Source organism: Sporofaciens sp. St.21A7, assembly GCF_059728535.1.
Window position 1 is genome coordinate 3826565 of record NZ_BAAGFN010000001.1, and the last position, 19818, is coordinate 3846382.

Genomic DNA, 19818 nt, shown 5'->3' on the forward strand with positions numbered 1-19818 from the left:
TTCTAATCTTTCCCTAACCTTTCTGCCTACTCATAAAATATCTAATTCTGTGCCTTCCTATTCCCCGGCATTCAAACTGCAAGAAAATTATGCACAAAAATGGGAGAGAGGCTTGCACCCCTCCCCCGTAATTCTAACCTTTAATACCTGACTGTGCAACACCTTCGATAAACTGTTTCTGGAAGATGAAGAACAGTACAATCATCGGTATAACCGCTAACACGGCTCCTGCCATCTGCGCAGGATAGTTGGTCGCATACTGGCCTTTCAGCAGCGATAACGCCGGAGCTAATGTCATTTTCGCCGGATCTGAATTGACGATCAACGGCCACATGAAGTCGTTCCATGCGAATTTCGCAGTGAAGATAACCAACGCTACGATACCAGGCTTAACCAATGGCAGCATGATCTTTCCAAAAATCTGGAATCTGTTACATCCGTCCAAAAGCGCCGCCTCTTCAAGCTCCTTAGGCAGTGACATAAAGAACTGCCTGAGCAGGAACGTTCCAAACGCACTGAATAAGTTCGGCAGGAACAAACCTGGCAGTGTATTGATCATCCCCAATTTCTGGATAATCAAATACTGTGGAATCAGGAAAATCTGTCCCGGCACCATCAGAATGGATAAGATAATCAAAAAGATTGCATTCTTAAACGGAAAATCAATCCTTGCAAATCCATAAGCCGCCATCGTACAGAAGGCAACCTGGACAAGCACCGTTATGATGGTAACAATAATTGTATTGGTATAAATAGTCCCAAACGGGAGTACATCCCACACATATTGATAAGACTCCGTGTTCAACGCTTCCGGCAGGATTGCCGGCGGTATCTTCATGGATTCCGGCAATGTCTTAAATGAGGTAAACACCATCCAAAGGAATGGGAATACCGTAATCGCAATACCCGCTATCAATATAATATGTATTAGCAAACGCTTTCTTGACGCTGATTTTGACATCGTATTTCCTCCTTCCCCTAGTCGTAGTTAACCCATTTCTTCTGTCCAATCATCTGGATTACAGTAATAATCATAATGATTGCGAACATGAAGATAGAGATTGCCGCTGCGTAACCTTTGTATCCGTACATAAACGCATTCTGATAGAACAATACGTTCATGGTCTTAACCTGATTGAACGCCGGGTTCGTCGTCGGGTCAATCATCATATAGATACTGTCGAACACCTGGAAGGCGCCGATCATTCCCGTGATGATGACGAAGAAGATCGTCGGCGAGAGCAACGGTATGGTAATCTTGAAAAATATGGTTCCCGGACCGGCTCCGTCAATCGCCGCCGCTTCATAATAGGACTTGGAAATCCCCTGCATACCCGCCAGCAGAATGATCATATTGTATCCGACACTTCCCCAGATTGCAACGATCATAACACACCCAAGCGCCGTAGACGGCGTAGTCAGCCAGCTTTTTCCCTCTCCGCCGAGAGCTTCAATCATAGCGTTGAAGATTCCATACTCACTGTGGAAAATCAGCTTCCACACCAGGGCAACGGCTACTGACATCGTTACGGACGGCAGAAAATAAATTGTACGATAAAAGGAAGTTCCCTTAATCTTTGAATTCAGCAGCGATGCAACCAACAGTGACAGCCCAAGGCCAATCGGAACCGTAACGATTGCATAAATCAACGTATTCTTCAAAGCCAGAAGCAAATCCGGCTCCTGAAATAACTGCTTATAATTCGCCAGTCCTATAAAGGTAGCCATATTAAACTTATTTACATCATTAAAACTAAACCAGAAGTTCTGGATGAACGGAACCATATAGAATATCACCAGTCCGATTGTTACCGGCGCAATAAAGACATACGCCGCCAACCAGTCCTTCTTATCCCTTTTACTGGCTTTCCGTTTTACAGATTTTGCCATTTTCTTTTCCTCGCCCATACTCTATCCCTACTTTACTTATTTTGCATTCATCTTGTCAAGGATTGCATCTGCCTCAGGCTTAATCTTCTCACATGCCTCTTCCAGAGTAATTTCGCCCATCCATGCCTGCTCTAAATAGGTCTTCTCAACCTGTGCAAGCTCAGATGTCGCCTTACAGTGCGGAAGCAGCTCTGCGTTCTCTACGTTGTCAAGGAATACCTGCAGGTTCAGATCCGGATGTGTTCCCACATAGATATCCTGGCAGTCATTTCTTGCGGAAATAACAACACCTGCCTCAGCCTGAATGGTCTGTGCCTCTTTGCTTCCAAGCCACAATGCGAAATCTACTGCCTCTTCCGGATGCTCTGTGAATGCGGATACGGAGAACGCAAGACCATTGATGATGTCTGTATTCTTGCCGTTAAAGGTCGGTCTGGAAACGATACCATATTTCCCTTCCAATGTCTTATTGTAAGAAGGAATCATATAGTTACCGGAAAGATACATTGCTACCTGTCCGCCCTGGAACATACTGTCCGGATCTGTGTTCGCCATCTGTTCAAGTGACGGTGAAAGTCCGTCTAGTACCAAGTCAAGCCATGGCTGGATTCCGCCGATGGTCTTAGGATCGTCCCAACCTACCTCGGTGTTATCTTCATTCAGGATATATCCGTCATTTGCATAGATGGTTGCATCATAAGTCGTCTGTCCTGAGTTACGGTTTACCGGAACCGGATATACGCCTTCTGGAAGTCCTGCTGCGTCAAGGTCTTCACATAACTTACGGAATTCTTCAAAGGTCATTCCGTCTTTCGGATATTCTACGCCTGCATTGTCAAAGATCTCTTTGTTATAGAAAATAGCGTTGGTGTCGAAATCCTTCGGGATTCCGTACAATTTACCTTCAACTGTATAACCGTTTAACAACGGCGCCGGGAAGTTCTCGCTTGCCTTGAGGTCTGACTCTTTCTCTGCGTCTGTCAGATCCATCAGGATACCTGCGTCAGCATATTCTTCTACATGAAGGACATTCATCGTGATGATGTCTGCAGAAGAATTGCCCATCGCGCTTGCCTCAAGTTTCGTCCAGTACTCTGTCCATGTGGTAAGCTGAGTCTTAACCGTTACGTCCGGATGTTCTTTGGTGTAGGCTTCTGCCATCTTCTGCATTACAGGTTCCTGGTCGGAATCCCATACTGCCATGGTAAGCTCTACTTTTCCGCCTTTGCTGCCGCTGTCAGAAGATGAGTTTCCACCCCCCCCCCGCCTCATTTCCGCCGCCACATCCGGTAAGCATCGTTGCTCCCATCGCTGCCGTAAGTCCAAATGCTACTAATCTTCTCAAATTCTTTTTCATTGTTCCACTCTCCTTTTCTTTTTATTTTCAGAATTTGAATCTATATATGAAGCTTCCATGATTCCAGAAAGCTTACATACCGTAATTATGCTTTTGCGAATTCCGCAATCTTCACCGGGCATCCGTCATGGGTTCTGGAATATTCTGCCGCCAGTGCGCAGTAGTGGCTTTCCAACGAACGGCCCAGGGATGTCACATAAGAACTCTCTTCCTTCTCGCCGCTGATAATATCAAGGAACTCCACCAGCATACGGTCATCTCCACCGCCGTGGCCGGAAAAATCTTCGGCAAGGGACGCCACGTCAATTGTCTCCACCGGCATGTCGCACGCAAACCTGCGGATGCTGATTTCGCAGTCTTTCGCAACCCCCACCATATCTACCCGAATCTCCCCCTTGGTTCCCATAAACCTTGCATATCTGGAAATCTCCGGTGTGAACCCGCACATAGTAAAGCTCATGGTGGTTCCGTCTGTCATCCTTAAATTCACGACCTGATGGTCTACCACATTGTTATTGCAGTGGTAAACGCACTGTCCATACCTGCCTTCCTGAATCGCTTTCAGAACCTTTTCCTCTGTCGGGCCGGATGGCACCAGTACGTCTAACGGCCAGCTCCGGTTTCCCTTACGGTAGCCGAATATCTTGTGGTCCAGATAGATTTTCTCCGCGTCAAACGGACAGTCTTCTTTTGCTTTACAGCCCTCAAGGCAACGCCCGGCGCACCCTTTTGGCGCCTTTTCTTCCTTAAACAGATAGGTATCCCCATAGGAAGTCAGCGATTCGCAAGTCTTCCCGGCAAGCCAGAGGTACAGGTCCATATCGTGGCAGCATTTCTGCAGAATCATCGGGCTTGTCTCATCAGAATTCGCCCAGTTGCCGCGCACGAAACTGTGCGCCTGATGATACCATCCAACATTCTCGGACGCCATAATCGAAACCACATCCCCAATCACGCCGGAATCCAACAGCTCTTTTACCTTCTGGTAAATCGGCGTGTAACGGAGCACATGACATACCACCACTTTCTTTCCGAAACGCTCCGCTGCCTCCGCCAATTTTCTGCACTCATTAAGCTCCGGCGATACCGGCTTCTCAAGAAGCAAATGATACCCCTTCTCCAAAGCCGCCAATGCATGCCCCACATGCTGCCGGTCCTGGGTTGCAATAATCATGGCGTCCGCAAGCCTGTCTTCTTTCAGCATCTCTTCCGCACTTGCAAAACATGCCTCTTTTGGCACATGGTACTCTTCTGCAACGAGAGCCACCTTCTCAGGATCAATGTCCGCGATTGCAACAATCTCCATCTTCTCCGGATGAAGCTTTGCTGACTTCGCATAAATATCCTTTCCCCGGCTGCCAAGCCCTGCAATCGCAACTTTCATTAATTTGCCCATCTTTCCATCCCTCTCTTTCATGTATCGTTTTATTTGTCTGTCCCGTAAGCAATCTCATAGGTCTGTTTTCCAAAGTCAACCGTTACAGACGTGCCGTCTGCGAATACCGTGCGCTGAACCGTGTATTCCCCATCCACCAATTCATGGCGCACCATCTCGCATTTCGCTACCTTCTCATGGAGTTCGCAGACAACGTCGCACCTCTTGATATCTTCTTTCAAGCCTAACCCCATCGTCTCAAAAGAACCGTCAAAATTCGGATATGCGCCGTCTCTCAGAAGGTAGGGCGCCCCGCCGTTCAGGACTGCGTACAGCATATAGTCCTCGTCTTCGCTCACCTGATCCATCATCCATGGCTCAATCAGACAGTCATGGAACACCAGATTAAACAACGGCACAGGTACGCCAAACTTCGGGCTTCCAGGCTTTCTAAGCATGAAATCATAAGGCGCATAATGGCAGAACACCATGCTTGGCACACACCAATCATTCACTTCCTCGGAACTTGGCAGGATTCCCCTAGACATCAAATAGTCAAAGCAATGGTTCCTCGCCTCATAGCATTCTCTACGGCTCATCCTGTGGCGGGGGGTATTACACTCGTCCCCTTCGTTACAGGTAAATACGTCCAGATACGCACAGTCCAGTTCAATCTGATTCTCCCTAAGAACCTCAAAGTTCCTCTTCACATAATAGGGAGCCTGTGTACCGCACAGGTAGGACTGAGGTCCGCCCGCCCAACGCTGGTGCCGCGGAATCGTGCCGTCCATCAGGCGGCATGCATAGTCTTCGTCGAAGCTCTGGGATGACAGATAGAAATCCCGGTACTGGTCATGAATTCCGAACAGGTATCCAAGCTCATGCATGGTGTCTGCAAGGGATTTCATCCCTGCCCATCCGCCTGCCTCCTCGCATGCCGGCGTATAGTCCGGATGCTGGTTATCGTATCCCGGCTGTGCCCAGCCGTCCAGATGCAGGTACACTTTTTTCGCCCCCGCCTCGTGAATCTCCCTCATCTGCGCTTCCCTTGCCGCAAATGTGGTGAGATGATTGTTCTTATCCGGCTGTTCCGGATCGAAGAAATCGGAATTCTCGCATACCTGGGTCTTAATCCCTGTATGTACGAACCCGGAGCCAATCAGCCGGTCGATTACCGGAACCTTCGCCGCCTTCTCCCTCAAAGTCCTGAGATTCCCCTGTTCGTTTACATATGTACGGTATACTTTACACATATCGTTATAATCACAATGGCTCATCAGCGTATAGCGCATTACCCTGCGGTATTCCATCCTGCCAAGGCTTGGCTCAAAATAAACATTCACGTGGGTGTACGGCCCTCCTGCGGGATGCTCCGCCTGATACCCAGCATTCCAGGGCGTCGTACACAGGGCAAGACAGCCTTCCCCTTCCTTAATCTGGCCGAACCATGGCATATATGCCCCTGCGGTCCCAAAAAATCCGTCAAACACGATGGGACCCAGCTCCGTCTCCCATGTGTTGGGTATCAATAAGCCCTGTTGGTAATTGAGCAGCGTATACCAATCCTTACGTTTTTCCTCAAACGCCATCGCCCCCGGCCAGTACACACGCTTTACCTGCAGCCCTTCTTCGCAGACCGGAATCCACTCAAAATAGATATGCCCCGTCGTCTGTTCAATCCAAACATATGTCTCAAATGCATATGGGACTTGTGTTCCCCCAACGATAAATCCCTGATATCTGCTTCGGATTCCTACTCCCAGACCATTGTCAACCCTCTCATGGCTGACGGAAACCGCATCTTTGAATTCCAAGGTTCCGCCTTCGTACTCGAAGTGGGGCCTGTAGGATTCCATCCATTCCCACGCAGCGCCTTCCTGATATAGTATAAAACGAAGGCTCTCCTCTTCAAAGGATATTTTTACATTATTTACTTCAATACTTGTCATATCGTCCCTTTCCTTTTCGTCATTCTGCACGTTTTCTCTTCTATTTATATAGCATTATAATATAACTTGCACAATTATGCTTACATTATTGTCTATGGATATTGTATAATCATCTTATTTCTGCTATTATTTATACATACACAGAGCGTGTTATCTATGGTTTATGGTGAAAGACTGACAGGAGGTGGTATTTTGACTTACATCAAAACCAAGCTGCGCAAAGAGATACAGATTGAATCAATCATCACGCTTCATTATTTTGAATATATGAAGAATTTTATTTTTCAGGGAGAGGCACATGATTTCTGGGAATTTTTATATGTAGACAACGGAACCGTATCCGTCCGTTCTGACGATACATGGATGACTTTGAACACAGGCGATATCATCTTCCATCAGCCAAATGAATTTCATGCCATCAAATCTATTGGCAAGAATTCTCCAAACCTGATTGCAATTTCCTTCATATGCCGTTCTCCGGCAATGAAACATTTTGTACATAAAAGCTATACGCTGTCCGGGGAAGAACGCACCTTAATCTCCCACATTATATCGGAGGGGAAGCAGACCTTCTCCACCCCCATGAATCTGCCGAGCGTAGAGCAGGTGAAGCTAAAGGATTCGACGCCTTTTGCGTCCCAGCAGCTTATCATCCTCTACCTGGAGCTGTTCTTGATTACCTGTGTCCGGAACCATCCGGAAAATACCGTGTCCGATTCTGCCATTCCCAAGGATTCGCCGGAGAAGCAGTCCGTTAAGCAGGACCGCCTTGACCGGATTATCCAATTCATGGAAGCGCATGTCTGCGAACAGATGAAGCTGTCGGATATCTGCAATGAATTTTCCATCAGCCGCTCCGCTTTACAGGCATTGTTCCACGATGCGAAGGGATGCGGCGTAATCGACTTCTTCAATACCTTGAAGATTCAGCATGCCCGGGAGATTATCCGGGAGGGAACCATGAATTTCACGGAGATTGCCTACTATCTCTCTTATAGCTCTCTGCCGTATTTTTCCAAGCAATTCAAGGCGGCTACCGGAATGTCGCCGTCAGAATACTCTTCTTCCGTCAAAGGGATTACGGATGCGCTGCGTAAAAGCCATGGCAGCAGCCAACCTGCCAGACAGCCCCATCCATAACGATAAGTGTGCATCTTTGATACCTACCTTGTAAATGCAGCAGAGCTGCCACGAAAACAACTTCTATCCGGGTTTCCCTTAACCTGCACTCCGCCGTTTTCCGTGACAGCTCTTTTCATCTCTATTCAGCTAACAAAAATGCCTTGTATCCTTTATATGCCTCGTATACGTCTGCCTTGCTGGTCACTTCCCATGGCGCGTGCATGCTCAGCACTGCCACGCCGCTGTCGATCACTTCCATGCCATAGGTCGCCATGATATATGCGATGGTTCCGCCGCCGCCTACGTCTACTTTGCCAAGCTCTGCATACTGATATCCTACCTGGCTGTCGTCCATCATCTTCCTGATCTTTGCCAGATATTCGGCATTCGCATCGTTGGAGCCGCCTTTTCCTCTGCTCCCGGTAAATTTGTTGAATACCAGCCCCTTACCGAAGAATGCGGAGCTGCGCTTCTCGAAGCACTCTGCGAACATCGGGTCATAAGCCGCGCTTACATCTGAGGATAACATTCTGGAGTTTGCAAGCGTGCGCCTTAATTTCAGGTCTGACTCACAGCCCTCTAATGCAATCAGCTCTGCAACGGCATTCTCAAAGAAATGGGAGTGCATGCCTGTAGCGCCTACGCTGCCGATTTCTTCCTTGTCCACCAGAATGCAGCACGCCGTCCGCTCCACTTCTTCCACATCCAGAATCGCAAAAAGGGACGTGAAGCCACATACTCTGTCGTCCTGCCCATAAGCCATAATCATGCTCCGGTCAATCCCGCAATCCCTTGCCTTGCCTGCCGGCACAATCTCCAGCTCTGCAGATGCGAAATCCTCTTCTTCCATATCATAGTATTCTTTCAACAGCCGCATTACGTTGGCTTTCACGATATCCTTCTCTTCTTTGTCCAGCGTCTCGTCCTTCTCGATGGGACGGCTGCCAATCAGAAGATCCAGTTTCTCTCCCTCGATGACTTCATTCGCCTTCTTCTCCATCTGTTTCGCCGCCAGATGCACCAGCAGGTCGGTAATTACAAATACCGGGTCGTCGTCCTTCTCTCCGATATTTACTTTCACCACAGAGCCGTCCTTCTTCGCAATCACTCCGTGAAGTGCAAGAGGGATTGCAACCCACTGGTATTTCTTGATACCGCCATAGTAATGGGTATCCAGATAGGCAAACTCATCGTTCTCATACAGCGGGTTCTGCTTGATGTCGATACGCGGGGAATCGATGTGGGCGCCCAGTATGTTCATTCCTGCCTCGAGAGGCTGCTTCCCAATATGGAAGATTGCGATTGCCTTATTCATACACACGGCATATACCTTGTCGCCTGCTTTAAGCGGCTGTTTCGCTTCCTTCACTGCTTCCAGAGACTTATATCCTTTCTTCTCAAGCCTCTCCACAGTAGCATCGATGCATTCCCGCTCTGTCTTACCTTCGTCCAGACACAGCTTGTACTCGTTGTTTACCTTCTCCAGTTCCTCCAATGCAGCCGGAGAATAAGATCTCCATATGTTTTCCTGACTCATAATTATACTTCCTCCATTTGTTTCTATTTTTGCCCAGTCCATGAAACTGCGCATGTTTCCTATTCTATCAGACGAATGTCTGCCTCACAATGAGAGGACGCAGTAAAATGGTATTTTACTACGCCCCCAGTTTCTTTTGGGTAACTACTTCATCTCTTCTCTTACTTCTTTGAAGCACTTCACAATAAAATCAATATCTTCCTTCGTATGGCTCGCACATACCTGCGTACGGATTCTTGCCTTTCCCTTAGGAACTACCGGATAGGAGAACGCCACAACATACACGCCCTTCTCCATCATCCTCTTGGCGAATTCTGCCGCCGTCTTCTCGTCATACAGCATAACCGGCACGCATGGATGGGTTCCCGGGATGACGTCGAACCCATTATCATCTAATTCCTTGCGGTAATAAGCCGTCACTTCTTCCAGATGGTCTCGAAGCTCGGTACTCTCATCCAGCATATCGAATAACTCAATACTTGCGCCTGCGATTGCCGGAGCCAGGGAATTAGAGAACAGGTATGGGCGGCTTCTCTGGCGGAGCAGGTCAATAATTTCCTTGCGTCCGGATGTGTATCCGCCGGATGCTCCTCCCAGAGCCTTGCCAAGCGTCCCTGTGATGATGTCCACACGTCCCTGTACGCCGCAGTATTCCGGCGTCCCGCGTCCGGTCTTGCCTACGAATCCCACTGCGTGGCTGTCGTCTACCATTACCAATGCATTGTACTGATCCGCAAGATCACACACGCCCTTTAAGTTACAGATGATTCCATCCATGGAAAATACGCCGTCTGTCGCAATCAGTTTGATTCTTGCGCCTGCCTCGTCTGCCTCTTTAAGCTTCGCCTCTAAGTCTTCCATATTGTTGTTCTTATAGCGGAAACGTTTTGCCTTGCACAGACGTACCCCGTCGATAATGGAAGCGTGGTTCAGCTCATCACTGATTACCGCGTCGTCTGCCGTCAGAATCGTCTCGAATAATCCTCCGTTGGCATCGAAGCAGGAGGAATACAGGATCGTATCGTCTGTTCCAAGGAAATCAGAGATCTTCTTCTCAAGCCTCTTATGGATATCTTGGGTTCCGCAGATGAAACGGACAGACGCAACGCCGTAACCCTTCTCATCATATGTCTTCTTCGCCGCTTCAATCAGGCGCGGGTTGTCCCCCAGCCCCAGATAGTTGTTCGCGCACATGCACAAAAGCTCTCTTCCGTCTTCCATCTTCACTCTTGCACCCTGGGGAGAAACAAACGGAGCCTCGCCCTTGAACAGGCCTGCCTCTTTGATTCCTTCTACTTCTTTCGTATAAATGCTTAAAATATCGTCTTTACGTGCCATCTTCTTATTATTCCTTCCTTTTCAAAAAATTAATCATTCACATGCGCCCAGTCAAGGATTACCTTGCCTGACTGTCCGGAAATCATCGCCTCGAAGCCCTTCTCGTAATCCTTGATGTCGAAATGGTGCGTGATAATCGGGGAAATGTCAAGCCCTGCCTGAATCATGGTGGACATCTTGTACCAGGTATCCCATACTTTTCTTCCGTAGATACCGCGGATATTCAGTCCGTTGAAGATTACCGTCTCCAGATCCACCTTGGCGTCCGTCCTCTGGAGTCCCAGAAGGGCGATGTTGCCGCCATGTTTCATGTTGTGGATCATATCGTGAAGGCCTGCCTGTGACCCGGACATCTCAAGTCCTACGTCGAATCCTTCCGTCATGCCGATCTCCTTCATGACATCCGCAAGCTTCTCCTCCGTCAGGTTCACGGTCCTGGTTGCTCCCAGCTTCTTCGCCAAATCAAGCCGGTACGGGTTCAAATCTGTAACGACAACATGCCTTGCGCCTGAGAATTTGGCGATTGCCGCCGCCATACATCCAATCGGGCCTGCCCCTGCCACCAGCACGTCCTCACCAAGCATGTCATAGGACAGCGCCGTATGGGTAGCATTGCCGAAGGGGTCAAAAATTGCATACATCTCTTCCGGGATAGCCGGATTACACGGCCATACGTTGCAGGATGGGATGACCAGATACTCGGCAAACGCGCCGTTGCGGTTCACGCCTACGCCCTTCGCATCCTTACAGTTCTCCTTATGGCCTTCCAGGCAGTTCCGGCACTTGCCGCAGGTAATATGCCCCTCACCGGATACCAGGTCGCCAATCTGAAAGCCTCTTACGCCTTCCCCGACTTCTATGACCTCGCCCACGTATTCATGTCCCGCTGTCAGTCCTACTGGAATCGTATGCTGCGCCCAGTCGTTCCACTGATAGATATGTACGTCCGTTCCGCAGATTGCAGTCTTCCGGATCTTAATCTTCACATCGTTCGGTCCTACTTCCGGAATCGGAACACGCTTCATCCACAGTCCTTCTTCAGGCTTCTCCTTCACAAGCGCCCACATCAATCCATCATTCTTTTCACTCAATTCTATATTCCTCCTATTCCTGCCGCCTCCCCGGCGACTGTTTATCTGATGTCATTATAACACTCCATGACATGACTTACAATGGATTCCTTTGTATATTTTGTTTCTTTTTCTTATCATATCATCCAAATATTTTATCATTTTGTACATTTCCCTCCGTCCCTTCATATATAATATATTATTGTTATTTCTATACAATGCCAAATGATATTTATTCTCTTTTTCGTTTATAATGACATATTTTTTATTGTCGCAAAAAATTATTTCGTTATTATTTCACAAATAAGTATTTACAAGATGTATATTTTTCTATATAATGAATATTGTATTATTGATATATATGAACGGAAGGGAGCCTGATGTTACCTCTGACATCTTCCTCCAAGACAGTATATCAATGAATCGGGGAATATATTTTTTAGAGAGGAATTGCAGATTGACTCATCTGCAAAGAGAGGTAAGTGAACATGAAAAACGTATTGAACAAATGGAACAGCATCAGCCTTGTAAAACGAATTATATGCGGGCTGGCAGTCGGCATTATCCTTGGTCTGGTAATTCCGCAGGCAACGGCAATCTCTATCTTGGGCAACCTGTTCGTCGGGGCTTTGAAGGGCGTTGCCCCTATCTTGGTTTTCTTCCTTGTTATGAGCGCGTTGTGCCACATGGGGGAAGGGCAGAAGACGAACATGAAGTTCATCGTCATCCTTTATCTGTTGGGGAACCTGATTTCTGCTCTGTCTGCAGTATTGGCAAGTTATCTCTTCCCAATTACGCTGACATTGTCTGAAAGCACGGCAGCCAGCGATGTCGCTCCCCCCAGCGGAGTAACGGAGGTCCTGACCAACCTGCTGATGAACGTGGTAGCCAATCCGGTTGACTCCATTGTAAAAGCGAATTATATCGGCATCCTCGCATGGGCATGTATCTTCGGTATTGCACTCAAGAAGGCGAACGACGGTACGAAGAAGGCGTTAGAGAACATCGCCGACGCCGTTGCGACTGCTGTGAAGTGGATTATCAGCTGCGCACCTTTCGGTATTATGGGATTGATTTTCACCACCATTTCCGAACAGGGACTCAGCGTACTGTTAAGCTATGGCCGCCTGATTCTTGTGCTGGTAGGCACTATGGCGTTCGTAGCGCTGGTATTAAACCCGCTGGTTGCATTCCTGTGCATACGCTCGAATCCGTTCCCGCTGGTGTTCCGGTGTCTGAAAGACAGTTTTATCACTGCTTTCTTCACACGAAGCTCTGCGGCGAATATTCCGGTCAACATGGAACTGTGCGAGAACCTTGGGTTAGATGAGAATACCTACTCTGTATCCATTCCGCTGGGCGCTACCATTAATATGGCGGGCGCGGCGATTACGATTTCAACAATGGCACTGGCAGCAGCCCATACCATGGGCGTTTCCGTAGATTTCCCGACCGCATTCATCCTCTGTGTATTATCCGCGGCGAGTGCTGCCGGAGCATCCGGAGTTGCAGGCGGTTCTCTTCTCCTGATTCCTATGGCATGCAGCCTGTTCGGTATTTCTAACGATATCGCAATGCAGGTTGTCGGCGTTGGCTTTATTGTCGGGGTTATTCAGGATTCCTGCGAGACAGGACTCAACTCTTCTACAGACGTTTTGTTTACCGCCTGTGCGGAGTACAGGGACAGAAGATTACATCCGGAGAATTACGCAAAATAAAACTGATAACTCTTTCCTAGTAAAATAAAGTGTCATATGCACCGCAGCCGGGAATTCCTCACATGAAAATCTGGCTGCAAAGATGGCGGGGGATTCATTCCCCCGCCATTCTCATGTCTGTCATTCAGGTTTCTCTATGCCTACCACTCGAATTTCTTTGCAAAATATGCGTCAAGCTCATCAATCTTGACTCTCTCCTGCTCCATGGAATCTCGCTCGCGCACAGTCACGGCTCCGTCTTCCTCGGACTCGAAATCGTAAGTCACGCAGAACGGCGTACCAATCTCATCCTGCCGACGGTAACGCTTCCCGATATTGCCGCGCTCGTCATACTCGCAGTTGTACTTCTTAGAAAGCTTAGCATATACCTTCTCGGCGCCCTCGTTCAGCTTTTTGGAAAGGGGCAGCACGCCGATCTTCACCGGAGCCAGCGCCGGATGGAAACGAAGGACTGTCCTCATATCCCCGCCTTCTAACTCCTCCTCATCGTATGCGCTGCACAGGAAAGCAAGTACCATACGGTCTGCTCCCAGTGACGGCTCGATGACGTAAGGAATGTATTTGATCTTCTTCTCATCGTCAAAATAACTCATATCCTGCTTGGAGGTATTCTGGTGCTGAGTCAGGTCAAAATCTGTCCTGTCGGCAATGCCCCACAGCTCGCCCCACCCGAATGGGAACAAGAACTCTACGTCTGTGGTCGCCTTGCTGTAATGGCTCAATTCCTCCGGAGAGTGGTCACGGTAACGAACCTCTTCCTCTTTCAGCCCCAGGGCCTTCAGCCAATCAAGGCAGAACTGTTTCCAGTATGCGAACCACTCAAGGTCTGTATCCGGCTCGCAGAAGAATTCCAGCTCCATCTGCTCGAACTCTCTGGTACGGAACGTAAAGTTGCCCGGCGTAATCTCGTTACGGAAGGACTTACCGATCTGACAGATACCGAACGGAATCTTCTTCCTTGATGTACGCTGTACGTTCTTAAAATTCACGAAGATTCCCTGTGCCGTCTCCGGGCGCAGATATACGATACTCTTGGCGTCCTCTGTAACGCCCTGGAAGGTCTTGAACATCAGGTTGAACTCCCGGATCTCTGTGAAATTATGTTTTCCACAGGTCGGACAGGGAATCTCCTTCTCCTTGATGTAAGCCTCCATCTTTTCATGGCTCCAGCCGTCGATACTGTCGCCCAAATCTATTCCATTCTCATGCGCATAATCTTCAATCATCTTATCTGCGCGAAAACGCTCATGACATTCCTTACAATCCATAAGAGGATCGCTGAATCCGCCAAGGTGCCCGCTTGCCACCCATGTCTGGGGATTCATCAAGATTGCACAGTCCACGCCCACATTATAGGGGGACTCCTGTACGAACTTCTGCCACCATGCCTTTTTTACGTTGTTCTTCAATTCCACTCCCAGATTCCCATAATCCCATGTATTGGCAAGCCCGCCGTAGATCTCGGAACCCGGGTATACAAACCCCCTGGATTTCGCCAACGCTACAATCTTCTCCATCGTCTTTTCTGCCATATCCTCTTCCTCACCTTCTATAAATAATTGTTAATTATTATACATTTAACCTCTCTTCATTTCAAGTAGTAATTACAGAATTGTTTCCAGTATTTCCAGTGATTTGAAAGATTTTCCCAGATATTCGGCAAGATAATCCGTCACGGTCCCCTCTAATTCTTCCATCACATCCTCCTTTACCACAAAAGTATAGAGCTTCTCGATAGGGGAGGAAATGATATATTGAAGCGTATACAGGGTGGACGGATGTAAGCGCCTGGCATCCGGGAAACGCCCGCCTTCCATACAGCGGCTGCATACCAGCCCGCCCCGCTTCACGCTGAAGGACATCTCACCGCTGCCGCCCCCGCAGCAAATACACTCGAACACCTGAGGTCCCTCGCCGTTGACCGACACCGCCCTAAGCTCGTAAATCCGGCGGATGAGGCGGTTCGGAATATGAGGGTTCACAAGGGCGCGAAAGGTCTGATAGAGCAGTTTCAAAAGCGCAGTCTCGTCATTGGCCTCACGGGCATAGTATCCTGCGATTTCCAGAAAATAAAACCCATAGTACGCGCCCTCCACATCCATCCTGAGTTCCTGGAAGTAATTGGAAATAGAGGCCGACATCAATGTATAAGATGTCCGCCCCTCGTATACGGTAAATTCTCCGAAAGAAAACGGGCTTGTGACGCCTACCAATGCGCTGTTAGGCTTTCTCGCCCCCCTGGCAAACGCCGATATCTTCCCCCGTTCTTTCGTGAGGATTACGATTCGTCTGTCGTATTCGCCAATTGGTGACGCCGCAAGCACCATGCCTGTCACAGTAATCTGATTCACCTGCCGCCTCGCTTTCATTCCTGATTGGATAGCTTCCGCCCGTCTTCCTGCGGCAAGGTATGCCCGAAGGCATACCTGTCCATTACTTGCCGGCAGATTGCTATTCCCTTATAATAAAGATAATCCTTGATTTTTCCAGACTTAAAGAATTGCTTCCAGTATTCTTCCTCCATGTGTTCTCACCTCGTCCTTTTGTACCGTGTATTTATTCCTTGCGTTTTCTACGGTTAGGTTGTCCCACATCTATATGAATTTATTCTTCTTCCCGATATCCAAAATTTTTCATCAGGAATTCACTGTCCCGCCAATCCTTCTTAACTTTTACCCAAAGTTTCAGGTTTACCTGCATTTCCAGCATTTTTTCAATCTCAAAACGCGCCGTGCTGCCAATCTTCTTCAACATATTTCCTTGTTTGCCAATAATTATCCCCTTGTGGGAGTCCCGCTCGCAGATAATGGTGGCGTCGATGTGCATGACGCTGCGGTTTGCTTTCATACGGTCGATTGCCACGGCGATTCCATGGGGAATCTCGTCCTGCAGGCAATGAAGCGCCTTCTCCCGAATCAGCTCTGCAACAATCTGGCGCTCCGGCTGGTCTGTCACGGTGTCCTCGTCATAGAATTGCGGGCCGTAAGGCAGATAGCGCATCACCACCCGGAGCAATTCATCCGTATTGTTCCCGTTCCTCGCCGACACAGGCACAATCTCCGCAAAATCATAGATATCCTTATATGCGTCGATTGCCGGAAATACCTCCTCCTTCTTAACGCTGTCAATCTTGTTGATGACCAGCACCACCGGGGTCCTGACTTTTTGAAGCTGCTTCGCAATATGCTGCTCTCCCGCCCCGATGAACGTGGTGGGCTCCACCAGCCATAACACCACGTCCACCTCGTTCAGCGTCTTCTCGGCAACATTCACCATGTATTCGCCCAGCTTGTTCTTCGCCTTGTGGATTCCCGGCGTGTCCACGAACACGATCTGCCCTTCCTCCATCGTCAGCACCGTCTGGATGCGGTTTCGAGTAGTCTGGGGCTTATTAGACGTAATGGCTATTTTCTGGCCGATGAGATGGTTCATCAGGGTAGATTTTCCTACGTTTGGACGTCCGATTAAGGTCACAAAACCGGATTTATAGTCTTTTTTCATGCTTTTTCCCCTCTGTCAGAATCCCGTCACCGTGCCAAACATCTCCCGGCTCTCTTCTATCTTCTCTTCGCTTCCGATGACGCAGAGCTGATCCGCCGCAAGCACCGCCTCAGCCACCTTGGCAAGCGCCCGGATGTCTTCCTGCCCCGCGTCTAAAATCTGGTTCCGTTCTTCCTGAATCATCTCGGCGCTTACCTTATTCATATAAAGGTTCATAGAACGGTCTCCCTTGGTCGCCGGAGTCATAGGATGGTCGATATTACTCATTGTACCGATAATATACTTGGTCATGTCCCGCTCGCTGACGGTAAAATTCTTGAGATAATCCACGACTCCTTCGTAGACTTCCACCGTCCGTTTCAGGTTCGGGTCACGGTAAGATACGAAGTATCCCTCGCCAATCCGGTTGAAATTACTCATGCAGCCATACGCTCCGCCTTTGACGCGGATGTTCTGCCACAGGTAATCGTAGCTCAGGATGACTTTCAAAATCTGCAAAGCGCCCGTATATGGCGCGCCTCCCTCGATAAAGTTCCCCGTCCTTGCCACATACTGCACCTTAGACGCCGTCTTGAATCCTTCATTCTTCTTCTCACAGTGAATGACGCAGTTTTCTTCTTTAGGCGTACCGTGGTACAGGCTCTTTTTCATTCCTTCTATCAGCGCCTCGATTCCCGTAAGCCCTTCTTTGGAAGCCGTATAGCTAATCATCATATTTTCCGGACGGAAAAGCTGCTTGGCAAGGCTATTTAACGTCTCTGCCAACTGGTCCTTTTCTTCCTCAAAATGCTCTTCGATGTGCGCCACCGTCTGATAGAACTCAATTCCATTGGTCATGTCCTTTAGTTTCGCAGAAGGCGATGCATAGGACATGGCCCGCAGCGCCGCCGTCGTGTGGCCGGAGGACTGAAACCGCATCAGAAGCCTTGATTTTGACATGGCAAGAATCTCCTTGATTCGTTTTGTATCCGTAAGCCTAGATGCCGTCAGAATCTCGCTCATCATAGAAAATACCACCGGGAGTTTCTCATACAGCGCTTTCCCTTTTATCTCAAAGGTTGCCCTGAATGCTTTCTCCTGAATATTGGTCACGTCAGAATAGATCTCTAAGGATGTGCCGATTCCGCCGGTATGCATGTTGATTTCGTTAAATAACTCCCCGTATCCGTAATTCTCTGTATCAATGATGCCCAGTACGGACTGTAGGATTCCGACATAGGGAATCAGCTCTTCCCGGATACCGGAAATGTCAAACAGTACATCCAGATATCCGATTCCATTTGTCTCGATTTCGTGGAAAATGACAGGGATACCTGCCAGATTCATCTCTTCGTTTACAATCGGCTCGATTTCCCGGGAAATGTCTTCCCTTCTCAGAACCGGGATACGCTCTAAATCCTCTTCTTTCTCCGGCTCAGACTGGTAAGCCGCAAGAGCCTCGGTCTTCTCCACCAGCGCTTCTACCTCTTTCGCCGTAAGCCCCGCCTTATATTCCTGAAGCTTCCGGTCAAGTTCAGCGTCCATCCTTGCGGTACGCCCTTTTTCCGGCTTCACGACGACTACGGCCCCGTGGGGGTTATCGAGGATGTATTTGCGTATCAGCCCTTCATAATATCCGGTTCCTACCTGTTTTTTCAGGAATTCAAAGGTATCCAGCGCCTCCACATGGAGGAACGGTTCCTCTTCGTCGTAGAGCCAGCTTTCCATCATCTGTAGGTTATACATTAATCCCTTAGGGTAATTGCCGAAATCAGCCTCCCGGTAGCGGAACTCGTGGTAGTTAAGCCCAGCCTCTAAGGCCTTCTTGTCTATCCCCTTGTCTGCAAGCTCGGTAAGCACCTGCTCAATCAAGTCAACGAACGCCTGTTTCTGATCTTCATTGGCATTTTTTGCAATCACCGAGAAGATGGGCTGGTAGATTCCATTGTCAAAATCACCCATAATGTCTTTCCCGATCCCTGCGTCTGTGAGCGCTTTTTTCAGCGGCGCGCCCGGCGCAGAGAGCAACGCATAGTCTAAAATCTCGAATGCAAGATACAGCTCGCGGTCAAGGCTGGTGCCGATTACTTTATTATAAGAAAGGAAGGTGTTATCTTCCTCCGATTCTTCGCTTGCTATGGAGTAGGGAATGGTCTTCTCGCGCATTTCCGTAAAAGGCTCCTGATAACGAATCCGGGAATCGATTTCTTTTGCATCAAAATGGCTCAGATATTCCTCATCCAGCCAGGTAAGCTTCTCTTCCATGTCCATATCCCCGTACAGATAAATGTAACTGTTGGACGGATGGTAGTATCTCCTGTGAAAATCAAGGAATTGCTCATAGGTCAAATCCGTAATAAACTCCGGGTCGCCTCCGGATTCATTCGCATAGGAAGTGTCCGGGAACAGCGTGTTCAGAATCACCCGATCCAGTACACCCTCCGGGGAGGAAAATGCTCCTTTCATCTCGTTGTATACGACGCCGTTGTATTCCAGCTTGTCTTCCGGGGAGTTAAGCTTATAACTCCAGCCTTCCTGCCGGAAGATTTCCTCATGCTCATAGATGTTAGGGTAGAACACGGCATCCATGTAGACGTGCATCAAATTCTGAAAATCCTTGTCGTTGCAGCTTGCCACCGGATAAATGGTCTTGTCCGGATAGGTCACGGCATTCAGGAAGGTATTCAGGGAGCCTTTCACCAGTTCCACGAAGGGATCCTTCGCCGGGAAATTCTTCGAGCCGCACAGGACAGAATGCTCCATGATATGCGGGACTCCCGTGCTGTTGCCCGGCGGTGTCCGGAAACTGATAGAAAATACCTTGTTGTTGTCGTCCTTCTCTATCAAAAGAATCCTTGCCTTGCTCTTCTTGTGCCGGAGCAGATAACCTTTTGCCTGGATTCCAACCAGTTCCTCTTCCTTCACTAATTCATATGCCTTCAAATCTGTGATACTCATCTGCTATTTTTATTCTCCTTTCAG

At 48.6% G+C, this 19818-nt stretch carries 15 protein-coding genes; 2 read left to right on the forward strand and 13 right to left on the reverse strand.

The window, feature by feature from the left end; all coding sequences use genetic code 11:
- Positions 1-133 precede the first annotated feature (133 nt).
- The 5 genes from AC6I3O_RS19015 to AC6I3O_RS19035 all read right to left on the reverse strand — a co-directional run bounded on the left by AC6I3O_RS19015 (position 134) and on the right by AC6I3O_RS19035 (position 6571).
- Positions 134-961 (reverse strand): carbohydrate ABC transporter permease, encoded by an 828-nt coding sequence (locus tag AC6I3O_RS19015; protein ID WP_497852205.1) that lies wholly within the window; start codon positions 959-961, stop codon positions 134-136.
- Positions 962-978: 17 nt separating this feature from the next.
- Positions 979-1908, reverse strand: a complete 930-nt coding sequence (locus AC6I3O_RS19020) for a carbohydrate ABC transporter permease (protein WP_497852206.1) — start codon at positions 1906-1908, stop codon at positions 979-981.
- 18 nt (positions 1909-1926) lie between these two features.
- Positions 1927-3162: an ABC transporter substrate-binding protein gene (locus tag AC6I3O_RS19025; RefSeq protein ID WP_497852207.1), complete on the reverse strand. Its 1236-nt coding sequence runs from the start codon at positions 3160-3162 to the stop codon at positions 1927-1929.
- A 170-nt stretch (positions 3163-3332) separates the two neighbouring features.
- A complete protein-coding gene (locus AC6I3O_RS19030; protein ID WP_497852208.1) occupies positions 3333-4643 on the reverse strand; it encodes a Gfo/Idh/MocA family protein in 1311 nt (436 codons plus the stop codon).
- 29 nt (positions 4644-4672) lie between these two features.
- Positions 4673-6571 (reverse strand): DUF5696 domain-containing protein, encoded by a 1899-nt coding sequence (locus AC6I3O_RS19035; protein WP_497852209.1) that lies wholly within the window; start codon positions 6569-6571, stop codon positions 4673-4675.
- Between the two features lie 192 nt (positions 6572-6763).
- Here AC6I3O_RS19035 and AC6I3O_RS19040 point away from each other — a divergent pair, with 192 nt between their 5' ends.
- Entirely contained in the window at positions 6764-7711 is a 948-nt protein-coding gene (locus tag AC6I3O_RS19040; protein WP_497852210.1) for an AraC family transcriptional regulator, read from the forward strand.
- Between the two features lie 121 nt (positions 7712-7832).
- Here AC6I3O_RS19040 and AC6I3O_RS19045 read toward each other — a convergent pair whose 3' ends face one another.
- The 3 genes from AC6I3O_RS19045 to tdh form a co-directional block, all read right to left on the reverse strand.
- Positions 7833-9230 (reverse strand): aminopeptidase, encoded by a 1398-nt coding sequence (locus AC6I3O_RS19045; protein ID WP_497852211.1) that lies wholly within the window; start codon positions 9228-9230, stop codon positions 7833-7835.
- Positions 9231-9374: 144 nt separating this feature from the next.
- On the reverse strand, positions 9375-10568 hold the full coding sequence (locus tag AC6I3O_RS19050) for a glycine C-acetyltransferase (protein WP_497852212.1): 1194 nt from the start codon (positions 10566-10568) through the stop codon (positions 9375-9377).
- Between the two features lie 29 nt (positions 10569-10597).
- The gene (gene tdh, locus AC6I3O_RS19055; protein ID WP_497853521.1) at positions 10598-11635 is read right to left on the reverse strand and encodes an L-threonine 3-dehydrogenase; all 1038 of its coding nucleotides are present in this window, start codon (positions 11633-11635) and stop codon (positions 10598-10600) included.
- Between the two features lie 491 nt (positions 11636-12126).
- Between tdh and sstT the strand changes: the two genes are divergently transcribed.
- On the forward strand, positions 12127-13356 hold the full coding sequence (gene sstT, locus AC6I3O_RS19060; RefSeq protein WP_497852213.1) for a serine/threonine transporter SstT: 1230 nt from the start codon (positions 12127-12129) through the stop codon (positions 13354-13356).
- A gap of 140 nt (positions 13357-13496) precedes the next feature.
- On the opposite strand, the gene AC6I3O_RS19065 is transcribed toward sstT, so the two are convergent.
- The 5 genes from AC6I3O_RS19065 to AC6I3O_RS19085 all read right to left on the reverse strand — a co-directional run bounded on the left by AC6I3O_RS19065 (position 13497) and on the right by AC6I3O_RS19085 (position 19794).
- The gene (locus AC6I3O_RS19065) at positions 13497-14888 is read right to left on the reverse strand and encodes a glycine--tRNA ligase (protein ID WP_497852214.1); all 1392 of its coding nucleotides are present in this window, start codon (positions 14886-14888) and stop codon (positions 13497-13499) included.
- Between the two features lie 72 nt (positions 14889-14960).
- Positions 14961-15725, reverse strand: coding sequence for a DNA repair protein RecO (gene recO / locus AC6I3O_RS19070; protein ID WP_497852215.1), 765 nt, complete (start codon positions 15723-15725; stop codon positions 14961-14963).
- On the reverse strand, positions 15722-15880 hold the full coding sequence (locus AC6I3O_RS19075) for a hypothetical protein (RefSeq protein ID WP_497852216.1): 159 nt from the start codon (positions 15878-15880) through the stop codon (positions 15722-15724). The genes recO and AC6I3O_RS19075 overlap by 4 nt, the downstream gene beginning before the upstream one ends.
- A gap of 80 nt (positions 15881-15960) precedes the next feature.
- On the reverse strand, positions 15961-16857 hold the full coding sequence (gene era, locus AC6I3O_RS19080; protein ID WP_497852218.1) for a GTPase Era: 897 nt from the start codon (positions 16855-16857) through the stop codon (positions 15961-15963).
- A gap of 15 nt (positions 16858-16872) precedes the next feature.
- Complete coding sequence (locus tag AC6I3O_RS19085) at positions 16873-19794, reverse strand: insulinase family protein (protein WP_497852220.1); 2922 nt, start codon at positions 19792-19794, stop codon at positions 16873-16875.
- Positions 19795-19818 lie beyond the last annotated feature (24 nt).